We start from the raw sequence: 26292 nt of genomic DNA on the forward strand, positions 1-26292 counted from the left end.
AGCAAATGTGAATGTTTTAGAACTCTTGAAAAAAATGATAGAATCGAAAAGTCAGACCCCTGATGATGGAGGATTGCTCGATTTTATTACCGAATATCTTGATGGATTTACGGCAATACGAATCGATATCGAAGGGGTAAAAAATCTTTTTGCCTATCGCCGTTTTGGAGAGGGTGAACATCTGTGTTTTGCAGGGCATGTTGATGTTGTCCCTTCCGGTGATGGCTGGGAAAGTGATCCGTATGTCGCAACATTGAGAGATGGATTTGTCTACGGGCGGGGTGCTCAGGATATGAAAAGTGGGGTGGCGGCATTTACACAAGCACTCAAAGAGGCTAAATCGTTTAAGGGGACATTATCAATTCTCCTCACCTCAGACGAAGAAGGTCCTGCAAAATTCGGGACACTTGAAGTATTGAAATATCTAAAAGAGCATGACCTCCTTCCTGACGCAGTAGTGGTAGCAGAACCGACGTGTGAAACAGTTTTTGGAGATGCAATGAAAGTAGGGCGTCGCGGTTCTATAAACGGTATTTTAGAGGTGATTGGAAAGCAAGGTCATGCGGCATATCCTGAAAAAGCAATCAATCCTATCCATCAAATGGCGAGTATCTTGCCTCGTATAGCAGGGGCATTTTTAGATGAGGGAGATGAAGTTTTCGCCCCTTCTCAACTGGTCATTACTGATATACGCTCCGGCATCGAGACGACAAATGTCTCTCCAGGAAAATTGAAGATGATGTTTAATGTTCGTAATTCGACCAAAACTGATAAGATGAGTATTGAAGCATTTATCGCTGATGCGTGTAAGGGATTAGAGTATACACTGACTCTCGATCAGAGTGCTGAGCCTTTTGTGACCGATTCGGCTACCAAGATAGTGCGTGTGTTAAGTGAGTGCATCAATGAGGTGTGTGCTTATACCCCGAAACACTCTACCGCCGGTGGTACATCCGATGCACGCTATATCGCAAAATATGGAATTGACGTTATCGAATTCGGTGTTAAAAACGATACGATTCACGCACCAAATGAGAGAACTTCTGTAGCTGAAGTAGAAGATTTATATAAAGTTTTCAGTTTATTGATACGCCGTTTTTGATAAAATAGCACCAAAGGATATATATGAAAAAATTATGGTTACTTGCCTTAATGGTCGTTAGTGTGTTTGCAAGTGAAATCAACTGGAACAGCTCGTATGATCAGGCTTTAGAACAAGCAAAAAAAGAGAATAAGCCATTAATGGTATTGATTACCAGTGAGCAATGTCGTTGGTGCCGTAAACTCGAAAATACAACACTCAAAGATGAATCTATCATTAATCATATCAATGGTAAATTTCAAGCCGTCAATGTTACGAGAGACAAGAGCATTTATCCCAAAACATTAAGTGCTAAAATGGTTCCTATGAGTTATTTTATCGATCCTAAAACGGGTAAAATTCTCTCTTCAATCCCTGGATATTGGGAAAGTGAAGATTATAACTCTATTCTCGATGAAGCACTACAAAAATTTAAAAAATAAAGGATAAAAATGACAATAGTACAAACTCCCAATGCTCCGGCAGCTATCGGACCTTATTCACAAGCGATTATTGCAAACGGTATGGTTTTTACCTCAGGACAAATTGCCCTCACTCCAGCAGGTGAAATGCTTAGCGGTGATGTGAAAGTGCAATGTGCACAAGTGATGTCCAATTTGAAAGCGGTTCTCGAAGCATCTGGTAGCTCGTTGGATAAAGTGGTTAAGACTACTATTTTTCTCGATAATATGGATGATTTTGTGGCTGTGAATGCTATTTATGCAGAGGCATTTCGCGATCATAAACCGGCACGCTCTACCGTTGCGGCAAAAACATTGCCGAGAAATGCTTTAGTGGAGATTGAAGCGATAGCAATGATCTAATCAATTAGGGGTTTATAAACCTTTAAAGAACTTATAACATTTCACAAGTTCTTTTGGTCACTATTATGCAGGTATAACACCTAGCACCTGTATTCCTGTTTGAATCCAGAGATCAGGTGCTGTTGTATCACCCATATCATAGGTAAAATAATTAATTCCACCAATATTTTCAGTACCTATTTGGTAAGCAGGATTTGTCATGGTAACTGTATCGTTAGCATTTCCCGTAATATAAAGGGTATGATTTTCATTAAGAGAAAGCAGATTGCTAAAGTTTAAAATTAGGCTGTTGTGATCATTTGAATTATAATCTAAACTAATTTTTTCAATGCTGGCTATTTTAGTATTGTCTATAGCGGTTAGATCTAGTGTGATTGAACTAGCATCTAATACTAGTGTATCCATTTCTGTACCTCCATTGATTTGCATGTGATGATCATTATTATCGCTTAATGAAGTGATATTTGATTCATTAAGAATCAAGGTATCATCGTATGCTCCTGAAAATAATACATCAGATCCCCCATTCCCTATTATCACATCGTATCCATACCCTCCAAGAATAATATCATTAGACGACGTACCAGTTAAGATATCGTTACCACTAGTACCTAAAATATCTACCATGCCGGATAAAATAGATAATGTATGGGATTGGAGATTGCTAGCGTCAGTAAGTGCTTGTTGTCCATCTGTACGTGCACTATCAGCGATTCCATTGAGGGTAACAATTGTCGCTTGAGCTACATCAAGAGCTGTTTGTTCCATGGTAGTATCTTCGTTTGCGGCAACTGCTTTATCGTAGGCGTCTTGGACAATACTGAGAGTGTTTTGAGCTTCCATGGATGCATATTGTATATCCATCATGTTTGATATCATGTTTGCATAATTTAGGGCTGCGTCTACAGCATCCTGAGCAGTGATATCCGCATCAACAAGGGTTTGAATATTATTGATGTTTATTGCATTTTGCGCTGTCGTTGCTGTAGCAAGTGCCGTAGTTGCATTATTTGCGAAATGGTTGTGCGTCATAGTGTAGTTTTGATTTGTCCCTTCGACTAGTATCTGTGTGTTATGTACATTATTTTGTGCATTATCCAGTGCAGATGCTACGATTGCATCAGTTGCTGCTTCGGTTGCGGTTTGGAGATCAAGCGCTGCGGTAAGTGCTTGTTGTCCTGTTTGTTGTGCATTTATTTGCGCTACATGGACGCTATCAACAAGTCCATTAGCTGTAGTGACTGCGCTGTGTGCTGCATCAAGAGCGGCTGTTTGTGTTGTGGTATCTTCGTTTGCAGCAACGGCTTTATCAAAGGCGTCTTGTGCCGTGTTAAGGGTATCATTAGCATACATTTGAGCTCTTTGAGCATCCATGAATGCCATCTCGAAAGCGAATCCATTAGCGATGTTGTTCGCTACGTACACTGCGTTTTGTGCAGCATTCTCTGCATCACTGAGGGTTTGGTTATTATTACTGCTAATCGCAGCTTGAGCCGCTTGAGCTGTAGCGAGTAATGAAGTTGCAGCGTTTGCATAATCGTTTGCCATAGAGAGATCCATGTTGACCATCTCGGTAGACATTTGGGTGTTTTGTACCATGCTTTGAGCATTGGCAAGTGCAGATGCTACGATTGCATCAGTTGCTGCTTCGGTTGCGGTTTGGAGATCAAGCGCTGCGGTAAGTGCTTGTTGTCCTGTTTGTTGTGCATTTATTTGCGCTGCCATAACGCTATCAACAAGTCCATTAGCTGTAGTGACTGCGCTGTGTGCTGCATCAAGAGCGGCTGTTTGTGCTGTGGTATCTTCGTTTGCAGCAACGGCTTTATCAAAGGCGTCTTGTGCCGTGTTAAGGGTATCATTAGCATACATTTGAGCTCTTTGAGCATCCATGAATGCCATATCGAAAGCGAATCCATTAACGATGTTGTTCGCTACGTCCACTGCATTTTGTGCTGCATTCTCTGCATCACTGAGGGTTTGGTTATTATTACTGCTAATAGCTGTTTGAGCCGTTTGAGCTGTAGCGAGTAATGAAGCCGCAAAGTTTGCATAATCGTTTGCCATAGAGAGATCCATGTTGACCATCTCGGTAGACATTTGTGCGTTTTGTACCATGCTTTGAGCATTGGCAAGTGCAGATGCTACGATTGCATCAGTTGCTGCTTCGGTTGCGGTTTGGAGAACTTGTGCGTCACTTAATGCCTGCTGTGCTGCACTTAGTGTTGCTTGTGCATTAGCAAGTGCAGTGTCTGCTGCACTTCTATTGTTACTTACAGGGGTTAAAAGTGCCATTATTGCAGTATTATCTGCATTCGCTTGATTCGCTTGATTTAGTGCGTTATAAACTGCATTTGCCGCTGTTATAGAATTGGCTTGGGCAGTTGTTGCATCGGCTACCAAGGTAGTTGCCGCTGTTACATAGTCGGTCGCTTTTGCCACAGCATCGGCTGCAGTGCTTTCAGCTGTTGTTATGGTTGTATTATCACTATAACTGATTGCACCTTGTGTGCTCATTGCTGCAGTATATGCTATAGATACTTCATTTCCTTGTAAGCTGGCGAGTGTATACTCATCTTGTACACTATTAACGTTATTGATTGACTCGGTTAATGAATCAGCTGCAGCGGTAACGATACCTGCCAAGATCCCAGCCGTATCAATGATCACGCTGTTTCCCGAGACTAATGAGAGATTTCCTGCCGTATCCGCTGTGTAGAGCTTATAGGTACCGTCTATCAATCCTACCAATGACAATGTCGTATCGGTGTTGACTGTAGTGATGGTAACGCTGTTAAAAGTATTATTTCCTGCTGCAGTGATGCTTGCCATATTCGTAACACTTACCGTATCGTTGACGAGATACGCCATACCCACTTCAGTGCTTTGAACAGTGATATTCGCTGTACTCATAAGCGTTGCGGCGGTGAGAGTTGCTGCATCCGGTGCACTGGTGTCGACGATAAGAGTAGTAGGCTTTGCTACAATGGTACCATCAGCATTGAACTTTTGGACAAATATGGAGTTGTCCCCTTGACTATCGGTTCCATAAAACGTCACCACATACTCACCAGTAGTCCCCACCGAAGTGATTTGAGTACCTTGATCAGTACTATATGGCATATTGATTGCTTCGAGCATTACCATAGAGCCTTGTGTGGTTCCATTAGCATTGAACTTTTGGACAAAGATGGAGTAATCTGTTGGTGATGAGCTATCTTGCCCAGTAAATGTCACCATATACTCACCCATAGTCCCGACAGAAGTGATTTGAGGAGCAGAATCACTACCATCCGTTTTAGCGATTGCTTCGAGCTGTACCATAGAGCCTTGTGTGGTTCCATTAGCATTGAACTTTTGGACAAAGATGGAAGTATCCGTTGGTGATGAGCTATCTTGCCCAGTAAATGTCACCACATACTCTCCCGTAGTTCCTACGGCGGTGATTTGAGGAGCAGAATCATTACCATTCATATTAGCGATTGCTTCGAGCTGAACCATAGATCCTTGTGTGGTTCCATTAGCATTGAACTTTTGGACAAAGATGGAAGTATCCGTTGGTGATGAGCTATCTTGCCCAGTAAATGTCACCACATACTCACCCGCAGTTCCCACTGAAGTGATTTGAGTAGCAGTATCAGCATCATTCGTCATATTGATCGCTTCGAGCTGTACCATCAAGCCTTGTGTGGTACCATCAGCATTGAATTTTTGGACAAATATCGAGTTGTCCCCTTGGCTATCTACTCCATAAAACGTCACGACATACTCTCCCGCAGTTCCCACTGAAGTGATTTGAGGAACAGCATCATTAGCATTCGTTTTAGCGATCGCTTCGAGCATTACCATCTTGCCTTGTGTGGTTCCATTGGCATTGAACTTTTGGACAAAGATAGAGTAATCCGCTGGTGATGAGCTTTCATACCCATAAAACGTTACCACATACTCACCCGTAGTTCCCACTGAAGTGATTTGAGGAGCGCTGTCCTGACCGGTCGCATTCCCATTCGCTTCGAGCTTTACCATAGAACCTTGCTTCGTTCCATTGGCATAGAATTTCTGTACATATATAGATTGGTCTGTTTGTGGTAACGTATCTTGCCCAATAAATGTCACCACATACTCACCCGCAGTTCCCACTGAGGTGATTTGAGAAGCAACGTCCAAACCGTTTGTTCTTCCAATCCCTTCGAGAATTACCATAGAGCCTTGCTTCGTTCCATCGGCATTGAATTTTTGGACAAAGATGGAAGCATCCGCTGGTGTTGAGTTATCATAGCCCGTAAACGTAACCACATACTCTCCGTTTGTCCCCACCGAAGTGATTTGAGGAGCAGAATCATTACCCGCCGTATTCAATATCGCTTCGAGCTGCACCATCGCATAGGCTCGATTATCACTTCCCATTTTAGAGATATTGCTATTACCTATGAGATCGTATTGTTTCACTAAAATATTTCGCGTATCGTAAGTTCCATCCGCCAACGTAATCGTATTTGAACTTCCGACATTCCAAGTTGTTCCTCCATCCGTTGAGAACTCCCAGTGATCGGTATCGTTAGCGAGACTAAGGATTATTGTAGGATTTGAGGTGATGGTATCGGTCGAACTGATACCGGTATCACTATTGACAAACCCTGATTGACTGATGAGTGTTGGTGCCGTGGTATCGACACTGATATCATAGGTAGTGGTCGTGGTGTTACCTGCCGCGTCAGTTGATACGGCACTCAAGGTCTCTGAACCTTCTCCCATTGCGGTGATTGCAGCAGCATCAAGAACGTAGCTCCAAGTTGTTGTGGTATCTTGGGTAACGGCATGTCCGTTTAGTGTGGTTGTCGCATCTGCTGCGTTGGTACCTGTGAGGGTCACGGTTGCGGTTTGTTCTGCTGCACTGATGATATTGTCTGTTGCTACCGTATCGATGGTTGGTGCAGTTGGTGCTGTGGTATCGACGGTGAGTGTCGCTACTGTTCCTACCGATGTACCGTTGAGGGTAGCGGTAAATACTTTATCTGCCCCATCACCGGCATTTGCTAATGTTGCTGTCGATACAGCAACTGTAGCGTAACCATTTGTGATATCTGATGCAAGAAGTATATAGGAAACGGTTTGTTCTGTCCCTGAACCGCTTGCTGAGATAGTAAGAACTATTTCTTGATCTACTATTGCCTCTGAAGGAAGTCCAACTGCAACACTGATTCCTCCATCTGAAAGTGAATCAGTAGAATTTATCACACCATCTGCAAGTTCTCCTGTATGGTTTATGACAAGTGCATGGGTAGTATTGTAAAGAGTTGTCGCACTACTTAGTACACTACTTGCGCTAGCAAGTTCTGCATTTGCATTAGTAAAAGCAGTATTGGCTGCTGTTTTTGCTGTGCTGGCATTATCAAGTGCTGTTTGTTCCTTGATAGTATCTTCGTTTGCGGCAACTGCTTTATCGAGTGCGTCTTGTGCAACGATTAGTGCTGTTGTTGCATCGGCTTGTGCTATTGTTGCATCAGCTACTAAAGTCGTTGCTGCTGTTACATAGTCGGTTGCTTTTACTACGGCGGTTGCTGCGGTGCTCTCAGCTGTTGTCAAAGTTGTATTATCACTGTTGCTGATTGCAGCGTATGCTGTGGTAGCAACTGTAAGGGCATCCGTTGCATCACTTTGTTTACTGTCTGCGTTCACTTGCTCATTACTTACGATAGCTTCTGAACTGCTTGCTACTGTTGCCGCTTGGGCTGCGTTATCCAGTGCATCGGCGACGATTGCATCGGTTATACTCTCAGTTTGAGTTTGGAGATCAGTTGCAACACTCAAGAGATTTAGAGCGTCTTTATTGATCGCCATCGCATTTACAGCTGTTGCATCCGCTGCTTGGTAGGTCGACATCGCCTGATTAAGAGCCGCTTTTTCTGCGGTGGTATCTTCGTTTGCGGCAACTGCTTTATCAAGTGCGTTTTGTGCAGCGGTTACAGCCACTTTGGTCATGCTCACGGCATCGCTTGCATCTGTGAGTGCTTGTGCTGTTGCAGCCACATATTTTTGAGCAATATCAACCGCCATTGCCGTTTCACTCTCGGCTTTTGTCAATGTAGTGTTGTCCGTAGTACTGATTGTACTTACTACTGCTGCCGCGTTTGAAATCGCTGATGATGCAACTGATCCGATAGAGGATGCATTTGCTATTTCATTCACGGTCATAGCCGTTTTATTTTGAGCAGATGCTACGTCGTTTTGAGCAACGCTCAATGCATCGGCGACGATTGCATCGGTTATACTCTCAGTTTTAGTTTGGAGATCAGTTGCAACACTCAAGAGATTTAGAGCGTCTTTATTGATCGCCATCGCATTTACAGCTGTTGCATCCGCTGCTTGGTAGGTCGACATCGCCTGATTAAGAGCCGCTTTTTCTGCGGTGGTATCTTCGTTTGCGGCAACTGCTTTATCAAGTGCGTTTTGTGCAGCGGTTACAGCCACTTTGGTCATGCTCACGGCATCGCTTGCATCTGTGAGTGCTTGTGCTGTTGCAGCCACATATTTTTGAGCAATATCAACCGCCATTGCCGTTTCACTCTCGGCTTTTGTCAATGTAGTGTTGTCCGTAGTACTGATTGTACTTACTACTGCTGCCGCGTTTGAAATCGCTGATGATGCAACTGATCCGATAGAGGATGCATTTGCTATTTCATTCACGGTCATAGCCGTTTTATTTTGAGCAGATGCTACATCGTTTTGAGCAACGCTCAATGCATCGGCGACGATTGCATCGGTCATTGCTTCTGTTTGATCTGCAACAGCTTGCGCCATACTTACTGCTTTTGATGCATCCGCCTGTATTGCCAATGCATCAGTATATGCTTTATTGGATACAGGTGAATCTGCTACCGCAAGTGCATCTGCAGCTTTTGTAACTAATGTATCTGCCAGCTTACTGTACTCTATGGCTACAGTATAGGCAGTTTCTCCAGCTTTTTCAGCATTACTAAGAGTTGTATTGTCATTTGCAGTGATTGCATCTTGTGCAGTGATTGCAGATGTAAAAGCAGTCAGAGCATCGTTTCCTTTAGTTATTGTGAGGGTTTGAGTATCACTTACTTTACTATTAAGCCAATCAGATAGTGATATGGTTTGAAGCGTTGCAGTTATCCCCTCTTGAACCATGATTTTAGTCTGAGTAGTCTCATCGGTATAGGTGATGTATCCCGATGGTGCATTGGTTCGTGTCCATGTACCATCGGTGAGGGTTAGGGTATCTCCTGTGTTACCGTTGATGGTAATGCTATGGTATCCACTCTCTAGGGTACTCATACTTTGGATATCGATAGTTGAGAGCTTTAGGTTGTTGTTTCCGTTAGCTGTAATATCGATGGTTTCGATATTTTGGAGACGAGTGTCTCCGATTTTTGTCAAGTCGAGATTGGCATACCCTTCAAGCTTGAGGGTATCAATTCCTGCCCCTCCGTTGATGATGGAATTAACCATATCGGAGTTCCGTGTGATGATAAAGGTATCATCACCTGTTTCCCCGTTTAAGTGATCGGATCCTCCGTTACCTCTTAGGGTATCATTACCTACTCCACCGTTTAGGATATTATTTCCACTGTTTCCGATAAGGGTATCGTTGTATGCACTTCCGGTTAGGTTTTCGATATTGGTTAGGGTATCTACTCCTGCTCCTAGTGTATCTTGGGCAGTAGTGATAGTAAGATCGACATGTACTCCGATAGTTGCATTACCGTAGTTTGCGTTATCAATCCCCTCTCCTCCATCGAGTATATCATTACCTGCTCCACCTAGTAGGGTATCATTCCCTGCTCCACCGTTTAGGGTATCATTTCCTTTTCCACCGTTTAGGGTATTGTTTCCGCTATTACCGGTTAGGGTATCGTTCAAAGCGCTTCCGATAAGAGTATCGTTTGTGGTACCGGCACTTGCGGTTAAATTTAAAAGTGTTGAGGTATAGTGTTCAACGCTTAGGGTATTACTCTCAATAGTTCCTGTAGTTGCCTCTAGGTTCCAGTCTCCTTTTAAACCTGTGAGATCGGTAGATGCTGCTATATCTGCATTGGTGTAGGTTGAGAGTGTCTGTATGAACTGCTCCCCTTTTTCCCCTTGGGCTACATCACATCCGTACAGTAGAATATCCCCTTTAGTACTGAGGGATTGTCCGATTGTTTGAAGTTGTTCTTGGTAGCCATCTATATTCGTCTGATTGAGAGTTACATTGCCCAGTGTTATACTTCCGCTCTCTCCGTGTGAAATGATATGCAAACTCTCTACATCATTGTATCCGCTGAGTATATTGGCTATTTGTTCTAGTCCATTTTTATCGGCTTCTAATACATAATACCTTGCACCACTCTCTAGGCTTGCGATTATTCGCTCTTGATCGGTTACTTTGCTATCGATGATGTAGAGGGGGGTTGGCATGGGGGGGCTCCGAGTATGATTTTAATGATAAAATCTTACACTCCAAGTATCATTAGAGTATCATCAAAACAACAAAAATTTTATTTTTTGATAAATTAGCCAATTTAGATTATCGTAGTGGAACTTTTAATCTTTTATTTTATAACAACTGATTATAGTAGTTAATAAAACAATATTGGTTACAAAAAAAATATTTTATGGAATAATGATGTACTATTCTCAATAAGTACATCGATTGGATAAAATTTAAACGACATGCGTATAAAAAAAGTTTTTTTTTACTATATATTTTTAGTGCTATTTTCCTTTTCATCAACCCTGTTTGCCGTTGATGTAACGGTAGGTTTCGGTTATTCCAAACCCCCGTTTGTTTTTGCTCAATCCGAAAAAGACACCAATGAAAATCGCGGCATTGAATTGAAAATCATGTCAGAAGCATTGGCATATCGAAACCATACGATGAAAAGCAAATATATCAGTAAAAATAAGTTACTTACTCAACTACAAAGCGGAATCGTTGATGCTTCGTCAGCACTTTCTACTTCAGAATCGCAACACAATATTTACTATTCAGATGAATTTGTCTATTTTTGGAACTATGCCGTTACCCAACCAGATGATACAAACACCATTTCTTCGTTAAACGACCTCGAAGGAAGGAAAGTACTTGCTTGGGAAAGTGCTACTAAGGATTTAGGGCCAAAGTTTAAAAAAGCAACATCAAAAATGGCATTTTACAGAGGAGTCGCCAATCAGGAAGAACAGGTCTTATTGTTTTTAGAAAAACGAGCTGACACATTGGTAATCGATTGGAATGTTTTTTCCTACTTTGCACTAAAATATGGCTATGACCCGACCAAATATCACCAGTACAATATATTTGGCGGTAAAACGGGATACAAAGTCGGATTTCGAGATGCTGCGTTGCGCGATGACTTTAATGCAGGACTTGCGCATCTCAAATCTTCCGGACGATACGATGAAATCTATGATAAAATTTGGACAGTATCCGATAAAGTTTCGTTGAGCAAAGAAGAACAAACTTATATCGCACTTAAAGGTTCTCTGCGATTATGTTTTGATCCGGACTGGATGCCCTATGAGGGGAAAACAAAAGATGGTATGCTAGATGGCATGTCCTCTGATTATCTCGCTTTGTTAAGTCACAAAACTGGTTTTGATATAACTTTACGACCAACGTATAATTGGTCAGATAGCTTATTGGCGATAAAAAAGCGTCAATGCGATTTAATAATTATGGCAACGTCAACGAAAGAGAGGAAAGCTTATTTAGATTTTACAACTCCTTATCTCTCTTTTCCTTATGTGGTTGTGACTCAAAGTAAGCAAGATTTTGTAGATGATTTTGAGAAAGTCATCAATCATAAGTACGCAGTACTAAAAGATTATGCTAGTGTAAGTGATCTTAAAAGAAATTATCCCTCTTTGGATCTAGTAGAAGTTAAAAATATCTCTGAAGGTCTTCATAAAGTTAAAAGTGGTGAAGTTTTTGGTTTTATTGATTCTACAGCAACTGTGTCGCGTGTTATTCAAGCCGAAGGGCTGGATCTAAAAATATCCGCTAAATTACCTATTGGTTACGAACTCGCAATTGCTACACGTAATGATGAAGTATTCTTACATTCTATATTCCAAAAAGCTGTTGATTCCATTACTCCTGAAGATAAACAACGTATTGAGAATAAATGGTTAGCAATAAATATTCAACGTATTACTGATTATTCGTTAGCGTACAAAGTGTTATTTGGAAGTATAGTATTTATGATATTGATTTTATATTGGTATAAAAATCTTAAAAAAGCGCATAAGCGGACACAACATGCATTATGGCTACTTCAAAAGGCTAAAAAAAATTTAAAACAATTAAATTTTAATCTTGAAAAGCGGGTTGAGGAGGAGCTCGCTAAACGTATGAAGTTTGAGAAAGAACTATCTCAAAAAAGTCGTTTAGAATCTATGGGTGAAATGATTGATAATATCGCACATCAATGGCGTCAACCACTCATGAATATCAATGCAATTTTGCTCAATATAGATCGTATGTATGAATTGGGAAAATTAGATGCAAGCTATTTGGAAGATACACTCAAAGAAGCTACTGATTTGACAGCACATATGTCTCAAACTATCGAAGACTTTAGAAATTTTTTTCGTAAGGATAGAGATAAAGAGCTCGTACATATGAATGAGATTATGACTTATTCGTGTAATCTCTTAAGTAGCGTTCTTAAAGATATAACAATTTGTTTGGATAGTGCAGAAAATCTAAAAATATTAGTTTATAAAAATGAATTGATTCAAGTGATAGTTAGTATACTCAGTAATTCTATAGATGTTTTGATGCAACGAGATATTGGAAAGAAAAAAATTTTTGTTTCTGTAGTAGATTATAATGATGAGATAAGAATTATCATTGAAGATAACGGTGGTGGGATAGCAGATGAACATATAGACAGAATATTTGAACCTTATTACACTACAAAGCATAAGTTTGGTGGCAGTGGATTAGGGCTATATATATGTAAAATGATTATTGAAGAGCATATGCATGGTTTTATTTCTGTAGAGAATACGACAAATGGTGCAAAATTTATTATTATATTAAAAAAGGAGTTCTCTTGGGAGCAGATTTAAGAGAATATACTCTTCTTTATGTCGAAGATGAACGTAAGATTCAGCTTAAAATGGGTGAGTATTTTGAATCATATTTTAAAACTGTTTATTATGCATCAGATGGGAATGAGGCTTTAAAATTATATCACCACTATTATCCTGATGTGGTAATTTTAGATATTAACATACCAAAAATAAATGGTTTAGAGGTTGCTAGACAAATTCGAAATGTAAATAAGAGAACAAGAATTATCATAATGAGTGCTCATTCAGAGAAAGAACTATTATTGCAAGCAACTGAAATTGACATGAGTAAATATTTAATAAAGCCTGTATCCCCATTTGAACTGAAAAAGGCACTTGAAAAAATAACTTATGAACTATCATGGATGACTACTAATTTAACTCAAAAAAGTTTTGATTATCATATTGGCAAAGAGGGGCTAATATTCAAAAATAATAGTCCATTATCCTTATCGAAAAGTGAACATAAAGTACTAGGGTTACTTATTAAAAATTTTGGTAATATTGTTAGGTATGAGAGTTTTTTTTATGATGAGCTAAATTCCCCAATTACAAATGAAGCAACATTACGTAATATTATTGCAAAACTTCGTAAAATATGCCCAGATATTATTATTAAAAATATTAAAGATGTAGGATATATTAGTAATAAAGCTGAGTAGTTTGGTTGTCATTTTCCACTTACATGGAAATGACAAGGTAAACAAAAATTATCTTCCTGCTGGCAATATATTGGGATTAGGGACATTTTGCGTGTTGTCCCATCCTCCTCCGAATGCTTTATAGAGATTCACTGTAGAAATCAAATTATTTTGGCGTGCTTGCAGGTAACTTTGTTGTGCTGAGAGCCATTGTTGTTGAACGATAAGCAAATCGTTGTAGGAGATTGTTCCGACGTTATAACGAAGTTTTGCCTGATCAAAGGCGATTTTAATAGCTTCTGAGCGTTCTTTTTGGTAGCGAAGTTGATCATTGGATTTAGAGTTTTGAGCGATGGCATTATCCGCATCGTTAAAAGCATTTACGATAGCTTTTTGATATGCTGCAAGCATCTGTGTATGTTCTGCTTCTGCTGTTTTTATATCTCCCTCTACTCGTCCTGCCGTAAAAATAGGGAGTGTGATGGAGGGGAGGATTTTCCATATTGTGGTAGGGTTTGAGGTAAAATTAGAAAGATCTAGGCTTTGTATTCCACCCATACCGGTCAACTGAATACTTGGATAATATTCGGCGCGCGCAATACCGATTTTGGCATTTGCAGAGATGAGGTTTTGTTCTGCTAATGCAATATCCGGACGATTTTGGAGAATTTGAGACGGAAGGGCTGATGGTAAGGTTGGTAAAGTGATTTTATCCAGTTCTGTTGTTGTCACATTGGTAGGGTTTCGTCCCAATAAGAGATTAAAATTTGCCTCTTCGGCAATTTTAGACGCTTCGAGTTGAGAAGCTATAGCTTTGGCATTTTGAACCTCCGCAGACGATTGGAGAAGGGTAGTTTGGGCGATTGTCCCATACTGATATTTAAGTTTATTAAAATTATAGATATCTTCGGAAGCTTTGATGTTTTCACGTGCAAGAGCTATTTGGGAGTTTAAAGAGGAAATTTTGATATACGATGCCGCAACATTGGCACTGATGGAAATTTTTAGTGTTTGGTGTGAAAATTCTGTGGCGAGTAATTGGGCACGTACCGCTTCATTAGCACGGCGTACTTTTCCAAAGAGATCGATTTCATACGTTGCGAGTGAGAGATTAGCGGCATAGGTTGAGGTAACTCCATCCTTTAATTGATACGTATCAGTTCCATTGACACCTTGACGAGTGAGTGATCCGTTTGCATTGATTTGAGGGTACAAATACGATTTTGCCGTATCAAATTTTCCCAACATAGCATCCACCGATGCCGAAGCACTGATGAGATCAAAGTTATGGGCCAGTGCCTCTTCAATACTTTTATTGAGATAATTATCATCAAAATGGTTCCACCATGCTTTGTCAATGGTTGTTGAGGTATTGCCATCACTGTATCGAAAAGAGGTAGGTGCACTATTTTGAGGACGTTCGTAATCGGGTCCAATCGCACACCCCCCTAAAAGAAGGGAACAAAGTAATGAGAGTGTAATGGTTGTGTTATTCATGAGCGACTCCTTTGCGTGATGCAAATTTTTCTTGAGTCGTAGCGACCCAGTAATAGAGGAACGGAATAAAATACCGCTCGATAAAGGTTGCCGCAAGCATACCTCCAAACATTGCAACTCCGATTGAGAAACGTCCCATAGCACCCGCCCCCGAACTAAAGATAAGTGGGAGCATCCCTGCTAAAAAGGCAAACGAGGTCATCATCATCGGACGGTAACGAAGACGTGCCGCTTCCATCGCTGAATCGTAGACACTTTTCCCCATCAGCCGTTGCTCTTCGGCAAATTCTACTACTAAGATAGCATTTTTTGCCGAGAGGGCGATAAGGGTGAGTAGCCCGATTTGGAAGAATACGTTGTTATTGAGAAACGGAATCAACCAAACCACCGTATACGCTCCCATAATCCCATACGGTACAGCGAGCATAATTGAGATTGGCAATGTCCAACGCTCATAGAGTGCCGCAAGAATCAAATAGACCATCACCAATGCAAAAGCCATAATCATCAGTGCTTTAGAACCGACGAGTTTCTCTTGGAGGTATAACCCTTCCCAATCATAACTTACCGTTGATGGTAAGACATTATCCCCTTTGGCTTCCAAAATTTTAATCAAATCACCGGAACTATAGCCTGGTGCAGGTGAACCCATGACGGTGGTACAGAGAACACCGTTAAAGTGCTCGATACTAGATGGTGCACTCGACATTTTAGCGGTGACAACTGATGAAAGGGGGACGAGTTGTCCAGATGATGAGCGAACCCATGCCCGTCCGATATCTTCAGGGGTTGCACGATACGGTGAATCGGCTTGCATTTCTACCCAGTAGGTTTTACCGTTTTTATCAAACTGGTTGACGTACATGGCTCCGATGGTTGCTTGGAGTGTTTGGTAGACATCACTGATAGAGAGCCCCATCATTTTTGCTTTTTCGCGGTTCACTTCAACCATGAGCGTCGGTGTATTGATATTCATGGTGCTCATCGGGTTTTTGATACTCGGCTCTTTGCGTAAATCGGCAACAAAGGCATTGGTAGCATCGGCGAGTTTATTAAAATCGTTATCCCCTGGTTGTAGGAGGCGAAGTGAAAACATATCCGATGGCCCCATACCACGAATCGACGGTGGAGGCATCGCAAACACTTTGGCCTCTTTGATACTGCCAAGTTTTGGTCCTACGGAGTTGAGTATACCAAAGACTTTAAGCTCTTTAGTTGTTCTTTCGCTCCACGGTTTTAGACGGGTAAAGACAACCGCAGAATTAGGCTCTTGAGAGAAAGTGAGAATATTGATACCGGTAATAGCGGTATATTTGGAAACACCCTCTTGTTTGCTCAAAATTGCTTCAACTTGTTTAACGACCTCTAACGTACGGTTAGCGGTTGCCCCGTCAGGGAGGTTAATACTCGTAATAAAATATCCCTGATCTTCCATCGGCAAAAAGGCGCTTGGAAGGGTTTTGTGAAAAAATCCGATAAAAAAGTAGGTTGATAAATAAATGATTAAAAAGATAAATGATTTACGAATCATGAATCCGGATCGGCGAACATAATTATCGGTCATATTGGCAAATTTACGGTTAAACCAGCGGAAAAAACGGGCAGGTTCATTCTCATGGTGTTTGAGAATCAATGCGCCGATAGCAGGAGCAAACGTAAGTGCCATAAAGCCTGAGAATACGACAGAAATCGCGATGGTTGCGGCGAATTGTTTATAAAGCTGTCCCGTCATACCACCCAAAAAGGTTGCAGGGATAAAGACGGCACACATGACCAAGACAATCGCTACAACAGGACCGGAAATTTGTCCCATGGCCTTGATTGCCGCTTCGCGAGGAGAGAGTTTCTCATGTTGAAGTATCCTCTCCATATTTTCGATAACGACGATAGCATCATCGACGACAATACCGATAGCGAGAACAAGACCAAAGAGGGTGAGGGTGTTGATAGAGTACCCTAGTAGATACATACCGATAAAAGCGCCCGTAAGAGAAATCGGGATGGAGAGAATCGGAATCATTGCCGCACGATAGCTTTGCAAAAAGAGGTAAATAACCAAACTGACCAAAACAATAGAGGCTATGAGTGTAAAGACAACCTCTTCAATCGAAATTTTGACGAAATCAGTTGTGTCGTAGGGGATATTGTACTCAATCCCTTTAGGAAATTTTTTGGAGAGTTTTTCCATTTTAGCAGCAACAGCGGCTGATGTGTCGAGTGCATTCGCATTGGTATCGGCAAAAATACCGATCATAGCAGCCGGTTTACCGTTAACACGACCAAAAAATTCATAGTTTTGACTACCCAATTCAACACGGGCGACATCTTTAAGATGAATCATAGAACCATCATTTTTAGAACGTATTATGATATTTTGGAACTCTTCAGCCGTTGAAAAACGCCCTTTTGAGGTGAGTTGCATCGTCCACATTTGAGAGTCGTTGGTTGGCCCTTGACCTAAACGCCCCGGAGAGACTTGAAGATTTTGATCTCTAATCGCTGAGGCTATTTCAGCAGTACTCACCCCTAAAGATGCCATTTTGTCTGGATTTAGCCACACCCGCATTGCATAATCGCGTTGACCGAAAATCTGTGAACGTCCTGCACCGGGAATTTTTTTAATCTCATCTATGAGGTTGGCGGAGATATAGTTACTAATTTGAGTTGAGTCATAGCTTCCATCTGGGGATGTAATCGCTACCAATAACAAAATATCAGACGTTTTTTTCTGAACCGTAACTCCTAAATCACGAGTTGTTTGGGGTAGCTGAGCAATAACCGAGTTGATTCGGTTCTGAACATCTACCGCCGCGAGATCTTGGTTGACACCGATGTTAAAGGTACAGGTGATTGAAGCACTTCCCGGTAGAGCAGCTGCTTTGGAGGACATATACATTAACCCATCCGCTCCAGAAATTTGAGATTCCAAAGGGGTGAGGATATTGTTGGCGATGGTTTGCGCATCAGCACCGGGATACTGCGCGGTAACAACAACAGTAGGAGGGGTGAGATTCGGCAACTGTGAAATCGGTAGTGTTTTAATTGCCACAAATCCGAGCAGCATGATAATCATTGCAATAACAGCTGATAGAATAGGGCGATTGATAAAGTATTTACTAAACATAATTATTTTGTATTCGGAATCACTTCCGCTCCCGGTTTGAGTTTAGGAAGTCCATCGGCAGCGATTTTATCTCCTGCATTGACACCGCTTTCGATGAGGATATTTTCACCTACCCATTCTCCTGCAACAACAGGTTTCGGAGTAACGGTATTGTTGGTTTCGAGTGCGTAAAGAAATTTCCCTTTTTCACCGGTTAGAAGTGTTTTTTGAGGGACATAGAGAGCATTCTTCCACTCCATCCCTTTAACTTTTACTTGAACAAATTGTCCAGGGAGAAGCTTATGGTCACTGTTATTGATTTCAGCACGATAGGTAATATTTCCGGTAGTTGAATCGACAAATGGCGCGATAAAATTGATAGAGCCTTTACGTGCTAACGTTGTACCGTCACTGAGGGTGAGCTCAATTTCATATTTCCCATCTTTTGGAATAGTAAGCTTACCGTTTGCAATTGCATTTTGTCGAGCAAGTTTTTCATTTTCACTAAAAGTAAAATTAACGTACATTGGATCGGTTTGGTAGACGGTCGTGAGTAGACCATTTGCACCTGCAGCAACATAAGTACCGACATCGATTTTGGATTTATCGACGAATCCGTTGAGTGGAGATTTGAGGGTAGTATAGCTAAGATTGAGTTTGGCTTGTTCTAACGATGCTTTTGCTGCCGAGAGAGCTGCGGCTGCGTTTCGCTCACTAGCTGTTGCACTATCGAGATCTTGTTGACTAGCCGCATTTGCTTCCGCCAAAGGTTTAATACGGTTCAAAACGGCTTTGGCATTAGTATGTGTAGCGGATGCTAGCTCATACGCCGCTTTGGCACTCTCTAAAGCATTTTTTAAATCACTCGGGTCGATAACAAATAACGTATCCCCTTTGTTGACGAATGAACCTTCAGTATACGAACGTTTTTGGAGATATCCATTGACACGTGCAAAAACTTGAACCGTATTAAAAGCTTGCGTTTGTCCGGTTGCTTGTAAAACAGCGGGAAAATTACCTGTTTTGACTTCGGTCGTTGTTACAGGTACCGGCCCTTCGGGCGGTTTTTCCATACCGGCAGCTTTTGGGCGTTCGCATCCGCTCATCGCGATGATAAGTGCACTTGATAAGGTAATAGTTGTGAGACGATTCATTCAGATTCCTTTGAGGTGTAATTAAGTGTGAAACACATTTGTTTTAAAACGCGCATGGTAATGGCGAGTTCGTTTGGATCGATTCCTTGATGCATGTAGTGAGATGCTTCCTCTAAAACTTTCATGGTCGGTTTCTCCAGTGCGATTCCTTGCGCCGTTAACGTGACATGATTGCATCGCTTATCTTGACATGCTGTCGCTCTTTCTATAAGAGAGCGTTTTTCCAAACCTGCGATAAGTCGGGTTACGGATGTTTTGTCTTTGCCGACGAAATCGGCAATGTTTTGTTGTGTAGAGGTTCCCTCTTTCCACAAAACAACCATCACTTTAAACTGCTCAATCGTCATATCGATTCCATTAAGGGCAAGTTGACGAGTGAGGTAGTTACGTGCGGCCATCGCAGAATGGTTTGTTACGCACCCTAGCGACTCTTCAATCGGGCATTCACATCGATTCATAAAAACTCCCAAATAGTTGACTATGCAACTAATTGGACGAATTGTATTTTATTTCTCACTCTAAAGTCAAGGTGTATATGTTAATAATGTTAATAGTTAAGTCGAGGGTTAAAATCATATTTGAAGAGAGATACAAAAAAATTCTATTCGCTTTAAAGCAAGCTTAAATATTAGTTAGCTATAATTCGCAACTTTTTGTAGACTTATAGGTAAGGAACGCTAATGTACGCAATCATTAAAAATGGTGGTAAACAGTACAAAGTTCAAGAGGGTGATATCCTTTTGTTCGATAAAATGGGCTTAGACCCTAAAACTGCCATCGAAATCAAAGAAGTTCTTGCTGTGAATAACGGTGAGCTTCGCACAGGTACTCCATTTGTAGAGGGTGCTGTTGTTAAGGCTGAAGTAATCAACGAAGGTCGCGACCGTAAAGTTGTAATTTTCAAAAAACGTCGTCGTAAAGACAGTAAAGTAAAACGTGGTTTCCGTAGAGATCACACTCGCGTTCGTATCACTGCGATCAGCGCGTAATTAAAAGCAGGAGGACAGCATGGCACATAAAAAGGGTCAGGGTAGTACCCAAAATAACCGCGACTCAGCGGGACGTAGATTAGGTGTTAAAAAATACGGCGGTGAATTCGTACGTGCGGGTAATATCATTATTCGTCAACGCGGAACAAAAGTTCACCCAGGTAAAAATATCGGTATGGGTAAAGATCACACTTTGTATGCATTGGTTGACGGTGTTGTTGCTTTCGAGCGCAAAGACAAAAAACGCAAACAAGTTTCTGTAGTACCTGCCGCATAACTCATCCCCATCGAGCAATTCTTTGCTCGATTCATTCACTATTTCCAAGAATTATTTTTTAATCGTGTATTTTCAATTCGTAAAATGTAGGTTTGAGTAAATAAGCTTCACTAGTATGTAGCCAAAAGGATTATAATGTTTACTGATAGTGTTGAACTAACCCTCTCTTCTGGTAAAGGGGGAGCGGGATGTGTCGCTTTTAGACGTGAGAAATATGTTCTCCAAGGTGGTCCAAACGGCGGAGATGGCGGTAAAGGTGGAGATGTCTATTTTAAAGTAGACAACAATACCCATACACTTGCCCATTTTCAGGGGAATAAAAACCTAAAAGCCGGTAAAGGTCAACCGGGTGCGGGATCGAATATGGCAGGCAAACAAGGGGAAAAACTTGTGGTTGTCGTCCCTCCCGGAACTCAAGTAGTGGACGTAGAGACAGGGGAAATTTTACTTGATTTGCTCGAAGATGGCAAAGAGGTATTGTTCCTCACAGGCGGTCGCGGTGGTCTAGGAAATGTCCATTTTAAATCTTCTACGAATCAAAAACCGATGTACGCACAACCGGGTGAGCCTGAAACGGTTAAAATCGTTAAACTCGATTTGAAGTTGATAGCGGATGTTGGATTAGTTGGATTCCCGAACGTGGGTAAATCGACACTCATTTCGACCGTCTCAAACGCTCGTCCTGAAGTGGCAAACTATGAATTTACGACATTGACACCAAAACTTGGTCAAATCAATATCGATTATGATTCGTATATTATGGCGGATATTCCGGGAATTATCGGCGGTGCATCGGAAGGTCGTGGGCTAGGATTAAAATTCTTACGCCATATTGAGCGTACCAAAACACTTCTCTTTATGATTGATTTGGCATCGTACCATGAGCTTGAGTACCAGTATGAAACATTAAAAAAAGAGTTAGAAGCTTTTTCTCCATTATTGGCAGAACGCAATTATGCGATTGCTTTAACCCGTTTGGATGCGATGAGTCCTGAAGAAGCGGTGGAAAAAACCAATCAATTTTTGCAAATGATGGGATTAAATGCTACAGTAAAAAGTCGCTTTGGTTTTTCGAATGAGTATCCTGTTTACGAGCAAGAGAGTTTTGATGCAGGGTTTTACGATAAAAAACTTCCCGCTTTCATCGTCCCTATCTCTTCAGCGATTAATATGAATATCAAACCATTAACGTATGCACTTTATCAAATGGTCGTCACGGAGCGTAAATGAAGCGGTTGGTCGTTAAAGTCGGAAGTGCGGTTTTAAGTGAGCAAAACCGTATCGCAAAAGATCGTATGCAAGCGTTGGTCGATTTTATTGCTGAGCTTAAAACTCGCTATGAGGTGATACTTGTTTCATCGGGGGCAGTAGCAGCAGGATATACTGAACTCAAACTCGATAAAAAAATTTTGGCAAATAAGCAAGCCCTTGCATCCATCGGACAGCCGATACTCATGAACAAATACCGTAAGATGTTTGAACACCACCATCTTATCCCCTCTCAAATTCTTGTAACGGCTGCTAATTTTAACACCGTTGAAGAGTCTCAAAAAGTAAAAGATACGATTGAAACTCTTTTAGCTCATAATGTTATTCCTATTATCAACGAAAACGATGCAACGGCAACGGAAGAGTTAGTACTAGGAGACAATGACCAGCTCTCAGCGTATGCGGCGCACCATTTCGGTGCTGATTTATTGGTGATACTCTCCGATATTGATGCCTATTATGATAAAGATCCCCGTGCACACAGCGATGCGAAAGTACGACTACGTATTGAAGAGATTACCCATGAAGAATTGGTAATGGAGGTCACCCCTAATCATAATTTTGCAACAGGGGGAATCGTTACAAAACTCAAAGCGGCTGACTTTTTACTCAAACGGGGCGGTACGATGTTGCTTGCCAGTGGATTTGATTTGAGCGATGCCCGTTCATTTCTCCTAAGCGACACCCATGTCGGTGGTAGCTATTTTAAGGCAAGTGAGTTTTGATGATTCGTGTTTTGTTTATGGGGACACCTGAGTATGCAACGGAAATTTTTAAAGCTCTTGTTGAATCAAACGATATCGAGGTTGTGGGTGTTTATACTCAGCCCGATAAACCGGTAGGACGACATAATCTCCTCACCCCTCCGAGCGTCAAAGTAGCGGCATTAGAGAAATATATCCCTATTTATCAGCCATCACGTCTGCGAGATGTCGAGGTGATTGAGCAGGTCAAATCGATAGAGTGTGATTTAATCGTTGTAGCGGCGTATGGTCAGATACTCCCCAAAGAGATTTTAGAGTACGTCCCTTGTATCAATCTTCACGCATCCATTCTCCCTCAATATCGTGGAGCAAGTCCAATACAGCAAAGCTTGTTAAATAATGATACTCAAAGCGGTGTTACGGCGATGTGGATGGATGAGGGGTTGGATACCGGTGCGATTATTAAAATCGAAACAATAGATATTGACCCCAATGAGATGGTATCGTCACTCTATGAGAGGCTGACTACGCTTGCTTGTGATTTAACACTCGATGTTGTACGCTCATGGGATCGAGCAAGTGCAACACCGCAAGATGAAACAAAAGCATCCCATTGTAAAAAAATCTCTAAAGCGGATGGATGCATAGCATTTGACAATGCTTCGGAAATTTTTAATCGTTACCGTGCTTTTACCCCTTGGCCGGGAATTTATTTGGAATCGGGATTAAAAATCAAAAAAATGGGTCTTGAAGAGAGCCTCAGTACCGGTCATGCAGGTGAAATTATTGAAATCTCAACAGAGAGTATTGTGGTGCAATGTCTAAAAGGTTCATTGCGTATGTATACGTTACAAGCACCTTCAAAAAGCGAAACAGCTTCAACAGCGTATTTGAACGGAAAGCGATTAGTGTGTGGAAATACTTTGGCTTGATGAGGTTGAATCAACCCAAACCTATCTTATAGATGCTCTTAAATCGGGAGTCTTAAAAATACCTATCTGTGTTGGTGCTTCACGGCAATCAAACGGGAAAGGTTCACGTGGCAATAGTTGGATAGGATATGAAGGTAATTTTTTTATTTCCTTTGCCCTCTCCCGTGCTTCTCTCCCCGATGACCTCAAATTGGAATCTTCATCAATCTATTTTGCCTACATCCTCAAAGAGGTACTGAGTAATCTAGGCTCATCGTTATGGCTAAAATGGCCGAATGATTTTTATATCGGGGAGAAAAAAGTGGGGGGGGTTATCACGAATCTTGTCGGTGAAAGCCTTGTTTGCGGGATAGGACTAAATTTACAAAACGGATCTGGAGATTTTGGTGTTATGGATATAGAAATCGATTCGAAAGATTTAAGTAAACTTTATATTACAGAGTTAAAAAAGTTTTACTCATGGAAGCAGACTTTTAGTAAGTATAGAATAGAATTTGAAAGAAGTAAATCTTTTTCCACACACTCCAACAATAGACTTATTGAATTGAAAGAAGCTGTTTTATGTGAAGACGGTTCCCTTGAATGCAATGGGCAAAGGATATTTAGTCTACGATGAGCGAAGTAATTGTAATTGCGAACCAAAAGGGGGGCGTTGGTAAAACAACGACTGCCGTCAACTTAGCTGCCTCTTTGGCAGTTGCAGAGAAACGTGTACTATTGATTGATGCCGATCCTCAAGCTAATGCGACAACCTCGTTAGGATACCATCGTAATAATTATGAATTTAATATCTATCATGTTTTGATCGGGGCAAAAAAACTTCGTGAGATTATTCTAAAAACTGCATTACCAAAACTCTTCATTGCCCCATCAAATATTGGTTTGGTTGGGATTGAAAAAGAGTATTATGATTCTGAAAATGCCAAAGGGCGTGAGCTTATTTTGAAAAAAGCGATTGCACAGGTAAAAGAGGATTATGATTATATTATCATCGATTCCCCTCCTGCTCTTGGGCCGATGACCATTAATGCTCTTTCAGCATCGAATTCGGTGATTATCCCGATTCAATGTGAGTTTTTTGCGTTAGAGGGGTTGGCGCAGTTACTCAATACGGTCAAATTGGTACGTAAAACGATTAATCCAAAATTGACAATCAAAGGATTTTTGCCGACAATGTACAGCGCGCAAAATAACCTTTCCCGTCAAGTATTTGCTGACTTACAGCAACATTTTCAAAGCAAGCTGTTTAAATCGAGTGAAGATGGGTTTATTGTTATTCCTCGTAATGTCAAGTTGGCAGAATCTCCGAGTTTCGGTAAACCGGCAATTTTATACGATGTAAAATCAAGTGGGTCAATAGCGTATCAAGATTTAGCTTACGCTATTATCGCGTAAGGGAAGTTTATGGCTAAAGCATCAGCATTGGGACGTGGTTTAGGGGCATTGCTCAGTGAAATCGAAGAAGCATACGATAATGAACTTCCAAAAAAGGGTGGGGTTGAAGAGGTTTCACTCTCTAAAATTCGTCCCAATCCGTATCAGCCACGTAAACATTTTGACCCAGAATCACTCGCAGAACTCTCAGAATCGATAAAAACTCACGGACTTTTGCAACCGATCGTTGTCAAAGAAGATTTAGACGGTTATATTTTAATCGCTGGTGAGAGACGTCTTCGTGCACATAAACTTGCTAAATTTAAAACTATAAAAGCCATTATTGTATCGGTAAGTGATGAGCAAATGCGTCAACATGCATTGATTGAAAATATTCAACGTGATGAGTTGGGTGTGATTGATTTGGCTCAAGCGTATCAAGAGTTGATTGAGATACACGAGTTGACTCATGAACAGCTCTCTGCTACCGTACATAAAAGTCGCGCACAAATCACGAATACTTTAAGATTGTTACAGTTGAGTGAGAAAGGGCGTAAAGCACTTATTGATGGCAAAATGACAGCAGGGCATGCCAAAATTGTTGTTGGATTAGATGAGAAGGAGCAATCACTGATTATTGACTCTATCATCGGACAAAAACTGAGTGTTCGTGATGTCGAACAAATGGTTAAAAAATTTAAGTCTCATGAAACTGCTACTTCGCATATAATAGAAAAATCTATTGAACTTGATTTTAGTGCTTTACAATCGCTTTTAGAGGATATGGGTTTAAAATCATCCAAAAAAGGTTCAAAATTAACCATCAGTTTTGAAAATAATGGTCAAATTGATACATTTCTAACCACTCTTTCTTCATAATTTCTTTCGTTTAACTGTCCCTTCAATTTACTCATTGTATAATCACGTAACTTTTAGGAGGTGGTATGTTAGATATAAGTCCGATGCTGTTAGCCAGCACACTGATTGTCTTTCTTGTCCTTATTGCCGCTCTAAATAGTTTACTTTATAAACCTCTCTTCAGTTATATGGAAAAAAGAGATGCGGATATTAAAAAAGATCTCGAAGAAGTTGGTAACAACGATGCTGAGATTGCTGCATTTCATACTACTGCTGAAAAGATTATTAGTGACGGTAAACTACAAGCGCATGCAATGAGAGAAAAAGCTGTTGCTGAAGCTAAAGCTTTAGCTGCAAGCAAAATGGAAGCAAAACGTGCTGAGCTAGCATTAGAATATGCTAAGTTCGAAGAGGCAATGTCCGAAGAGCGTTCACGACTAAGTGGGGTACTCGCTCTCGAGATACCTAATTTTGAAGCGGCAGTTTCTGCCAAGCTTAATCAGATATAAG

General features: G+C 41.1%; 19 protein-coding genes. 14 read left to right on the plus strand and 5 right to left on the minus strand.

Features of this window, described 5'->3' with window-relative positions; all coding sequences use genetic code 11:
• Positions 1-7: 7 nt before the first annotated feature.
• Genes dapE through PHC76_RS03140 form a run of 3 tightly spaced genes read left to right on the plus strand, consistent with a single transcriptional unit; the run spans position 8 to position 1905 of the window.
• Positions 8-1102, plus strand: coding sequence for a succinyl-diaminopimelate desuccinylase (gene dapE / locus PHC76_RS03130; protein WP_299971597.1), 1095 nt, complete (start codon positions 8-10; stop codon positions 1100-1102).
• Between the two features lie 23 nt (positions 1103-1125).
• Positions 1126-1524, plus strand: coding sequence for a DUF255 domain-containing protein (locus PHC76_RS03135; protein WP_299971599.1), 399 nt, complete (start codon positions 1126-1128; stop codon positions 1522-1524).
• Between the two features lie 9 nt (positions 1525-1533).
• Positions 1534-1905, plus strand: a complete 372-nt coding sequence (locus PHC76_RS03140) for a RidA family protein (protein WP_299971600.1) — start codon at positions 1534-1536, stop codon at positions 1903-1905.
• A 63-nt stretch (positions 1906-1968) separates the two neighbouring features.
• Here PHC76_RS03140 and PHC76_RS03145 read toward each other — a convergent pair whose 3' ends face one another.
• A complete protein-coding gene (locus PHC76_RS03145) occupies positions 1969-10326 on the minus strand; it encodes a DUF4347 domain-containing protein (protein WP_300209789.1) in 8358 nt (2785 codons plus the stop codon).
• Positions 10327-10581: 255 nt separating this feature from the next.
• Here PHC76_RS03145 and PHC76_RS03150 point away from each other — a divergent pair, with 255 nt between their 5' ends.
• Together PHC76_RS03150 and PHC76_RS03155 are read left to right on the plus strand one after the other, a co-directional pair.
• Positions 10582-12981, plus strand: coding sequence for a transporter substrate-binding domain-containing protein (locus tag PHC76_RS03150; RefSeq protein ID WP_299975202.1), 2400 nt, complete (start codon positions 10582-10584; stop codon positions 12979-12981).
• The gene (locus PHC76_RS03155) at positions 12966-13646 is read left to right on the plus strand and encodes a response regulator (protein WP_299975200.1); all 681 of its coding nucleotides are present in this window, start codon (positions 12966-12968) and stop codon (positions 13644-13646) included. Before PHC76_RS03150 ends, PHC76_RS03155 begins: the two co-directional genes overlap by 16 nt.
• 48 nt (positions 13647-13694) lie before the next feature.
• Here the strand turns inward: PHC76_RS03155 and PHC76_RS03160 are convergent, their stop codons facing one another.
• Genes PHC76_RS03160 through PHC76_RS03175 form a run of 4 tightly spaced genes read right to left on the minus strand, consistent with a single transcriptional unit; the run spans position 13695 to position 19837 of the window.
• A complete protein-coding gene (locus tag PHC76_RS03160) occupies positions 13695-15122 on the minus strand; it encodes an efflux transporter outer membrane subunit (protein ID WP_299975198.1) in 1428 nt (475 codons plus the stop codon).
• Complete coding sequence (locus PHC76_RS03165; RefSeq protein ID WP_299975195.1) at positions 15115-18246, minus strand: efflux RND transporter permease subunit; 3132 nt, start codon at positions 18244-18246, stop codon at positions 15115-15117. The genes PHC76_RS03160 and PHC76_RS03165 overlap by 8 nt, the downstream gene beginning before the upstream one ends.
• A gap of 2 nt (positions 18247-18248) precedes the next feature.
• A complete protein-coding gene (locus tag PHC76_RS03170; protein WP_300209791.1) occupies positions 18249-19379 on the minus strand; it encodes an efflux RND transporter periplasmic adaptor subunit in 1131 nt (376 codons plus the stop codon).
• The gene (locus tag PHC76_RS03175) at positions 19376-19837 is read right to left on the minus strand and encodes a MarR family transcriptional regulator (protein WP_299972278.1); all 462 of its coding nucleotides are present in this window, start codon (positions 19835-19837) and stop codon (positions 19376-19378) included. The genes PHC76_RS03170 and PHC76_RS03175 overlap by 4 nt, the downstream gene beginning before the upstream one ends.
• Before the next feature lie 222 nt (positions 19838-20059).
• Between PHC76_RS03175 and rplU the strand changes: the two genes are divergently transcribed.
• From rplU to PHC76_RS03220, 9 genes are all read left to right on the plus strand, one after another.
• Positions 20060-20368, plus strand: coding sequence for a 50S ribosomal protein L21 (rplU, locus tag PHC76_RS03180; RefSeq protein WP_299972280.1), 309 nt, complete (start codon positions 20060-20062; stop codon positions 20366-20368).
• A 19-nt stretch (positions 20369-20387) separates the two neighbouring features.
• A complete protein-coding gene (rpmA, locus tag PHC76_RS03185) occupies positions 20388-20645 on the plus strand; it encodes a 50S ribosomal protein L27 (protein WP_299972282.1) in 258 nt (85 codons plus the stop codon).
• A 135-nt stretch (positions 20646-20780) separates the two neighbouring features.
• The gene (gene obgE, locus PHC76_RS03190; protein ID WP_299972284.1) at positions 20781-21875 is read left to right on the plus strand and encodes a GTPase ObgE; all 1095 of its coding nucleotides are present in this window, start codon (positions 20781-20783) and stop codon (positions 21873-21875) included.
• Positions 21872-22639, plus strand: a complete 768-nt coding sequence (proB, locus tag PHC76_RS03195; RefSeq protein ID WP_299972286.1) for a glutamate 5-kinase — start codon at positions 21872-21874, stop codon at positions 22637-22639. Before obgE ends, proB begins: the two co-directional genes overlap by 4 nt.
• Positions 22639-23550 carry a methionyl-tRNA formyltransferase gene (gene fmt, locus PHC76_RS03200; protein ID WP_299972288.1) on the plus strand — a complete coding sequence of 304 codons (912 nt, stop codon included), beginning with the start codon at positions 22639-22641 and terminating at the stop codon, positions 23548-23550. The genes proB and fmt overlap by 1 nt, the downstream gene beginning before the upstream one ends.
• Positions 23531-24166 carry a biotin--[acetyl-CoA-carboxylase] ligase gene (locus tag PHC76_RS03205; RefSeq protein WP_299972290.1) on the plus strand — a complete coding sequence of 212 codons (636 nt, stop codon included), beginning with the start codon at positions 23531-23533 and terminating at the stop codon, positions 24164-24166. Before fmt ends, PHC76_RS03205 begins: the two co-directional genes overlap by 20 nt.
• The gene (locus PHC76_RS03210; protein ID WP_299972292.1) at positions 24163-24945 is read left to right on the plus strand and encodes an AAA family ATPase; all 783 of its coding nucleotides are present in this window, start codon (positions 24163-24165) and stop codon (positions 24943-24945) included. Before PHC76_RS03205 ends, PHC76_RS03210 begins: the two co-directional genes overlap by 4 nt.
• A gap of 9 nt (positions 24946-24954) precedes the next feature.
• On the plus strand, positions 24955-25803 hold the full coding sequence (locus tag PHC76_RS03215; RefSeq protein ID WP_299972293.1) for a ParB/RepB/Spo0J family partition protein: 849 nt from the start codon (positions 24955-24957) through the stop codon (positions 25801-25803).
• Between the two features lie 65 nt (positions 25804-25868).
• Positions 25869-26291: a F0F1 ATP synthase subunit B' gene (locus PHC76_RS03220; protein ID WP_299972295.1), complete on the plus strand. Its 423-nt coding sequence runs from the start codon at positions 25869-25871 to the stop codon at positions 26289-26291.
• Position 26292: the final 1 nt, after the last annotated feature.

This window comes from Sulfuricurvum sp., from assembly GCF_028710345.1.
GTDB lineage: Bacteria > Campylobacterota > Campylobacteria > Campylobacterales > Sulfurimonadaceae > Sulfuricurvum.

What these genes read in the sequence shown, in the direction of transcription:
- PHC76_RS03135 (WP_299971599.1), top strand. Translation starts at nt 1,126, where the DNA reads ATGAAAAAATTATGGTTACTTGCCTTAATGGTCGTTAGTGTGTTTGCA.
- PHC76_RS03140 (WP_299971600.1), top strand. Translation starts at nt 1,534, where the DNA reads ATGACAATAGTACAAACTCCCAATGCTCCGGCAGCTATCGGACCTTAT.
- PHC76_RS03145 (WP_300209789.1), bottom strand. Translation starts at nt 10,326, where the DNA reads ATGCCAACCCCCCTCTACATCATCGATAGCAAAGTAACCGATCAAGAG.
- PHC76_RS03150 (WP_299975202.1), top strand. Translation starts at nt 10,582, where the DNA reads ATGCGTATAAAAAAAGTTTTTTTTTACTATATATTTTTAGTGCTATTT.
- PHC76_RS03160 (WP_299975198.1), bottom strand. Translation starts at nt 15,122, where the DNA reads ATGAATAACACAACCATTACACTCTCATTACTTTGTTCCCTTCTTTTA.
- PHC76_RS03165 (WP_299975195.1), bottom strand. Translation starts at nt 18,246, where the DNA reads ATGTTTAGTAAATACTTTATCAATCGCCCTATTCTATCAGCTGTTATT.
- PHC76_RS03170 (WP_300209791.1), bottom strand. Translation starts at nt 19,379, where the DNA reads ATGAATCGTCTCACAACTATTACCTTATCAAGTGCACTTATCATCGCG.
- PHC76_RS03175 (WP_299972278.1), bottom strand. Translation starts at nt 19,837, where the DNA reads ATGAATCGATGTGAATGCCCGATTGAAGAGTCGCTAGGGTGCGTAACA.
- rplU (WP_299972280.1), top strand. Translation starts at nt 20,060, where the DNA reads ATGTACGCAATCATTAAAAATGGTGGTAAACAGTACAAAGTTCAAGAG.
- rpmA (WP_299972282.1), top strand. Translation starts at nt 20,388, where the DNA reads ATGGCACATAAAAAGGGTCAGGGTAGTACCCAAAATAACCGCGACTCA.
- obgE (WP_299972284.1), top strand. Translation starts at nt 20,781, where the DNA reads ATGTTTACTGATAGTGTTGAACTAACCCTCTCTTCTGGTAAAGGGGGA.
- proB (WP_299972286.1), top strand. Translation starts at nt 21,872, where the DNA reads ATGAAGCGGTTGGTCGTTAAAGTCGGAAGTGCGGTTTTAAGTGAGCAA.
- fmt (WP_299972288.1), top strand. Translation starts at nt 22,639, where the DNA reads ATGATTCGTGTTTTGTTTATGGGGACACCTGAGTATGCAACGGAAATT.
- PHC76_RS03210 (WP_299972292.1), top strand. Translation starts at nt 24,163, where the DNA reads ATGAGCGAAGTAATTGTAATTGCGAACCAAAAGGGGGGCGTTGGTAAA.
- PHC76_RS03215 (WP_299972293.1), top strand. Translation starts at nt 24,955, where the DNA reads ATGGCTAAAGCATCAGCATTGGGACGTGGTTTAGGGGCATTGCTCAGT.
- PHC76_RS03220 (WP_299972295.1), top strand. Translation starts at nt 25,869, where the DNA reads ATGTTAGATATAAGTCCGATGCTGTTAGCCAGCACACTGATTGTCTTT.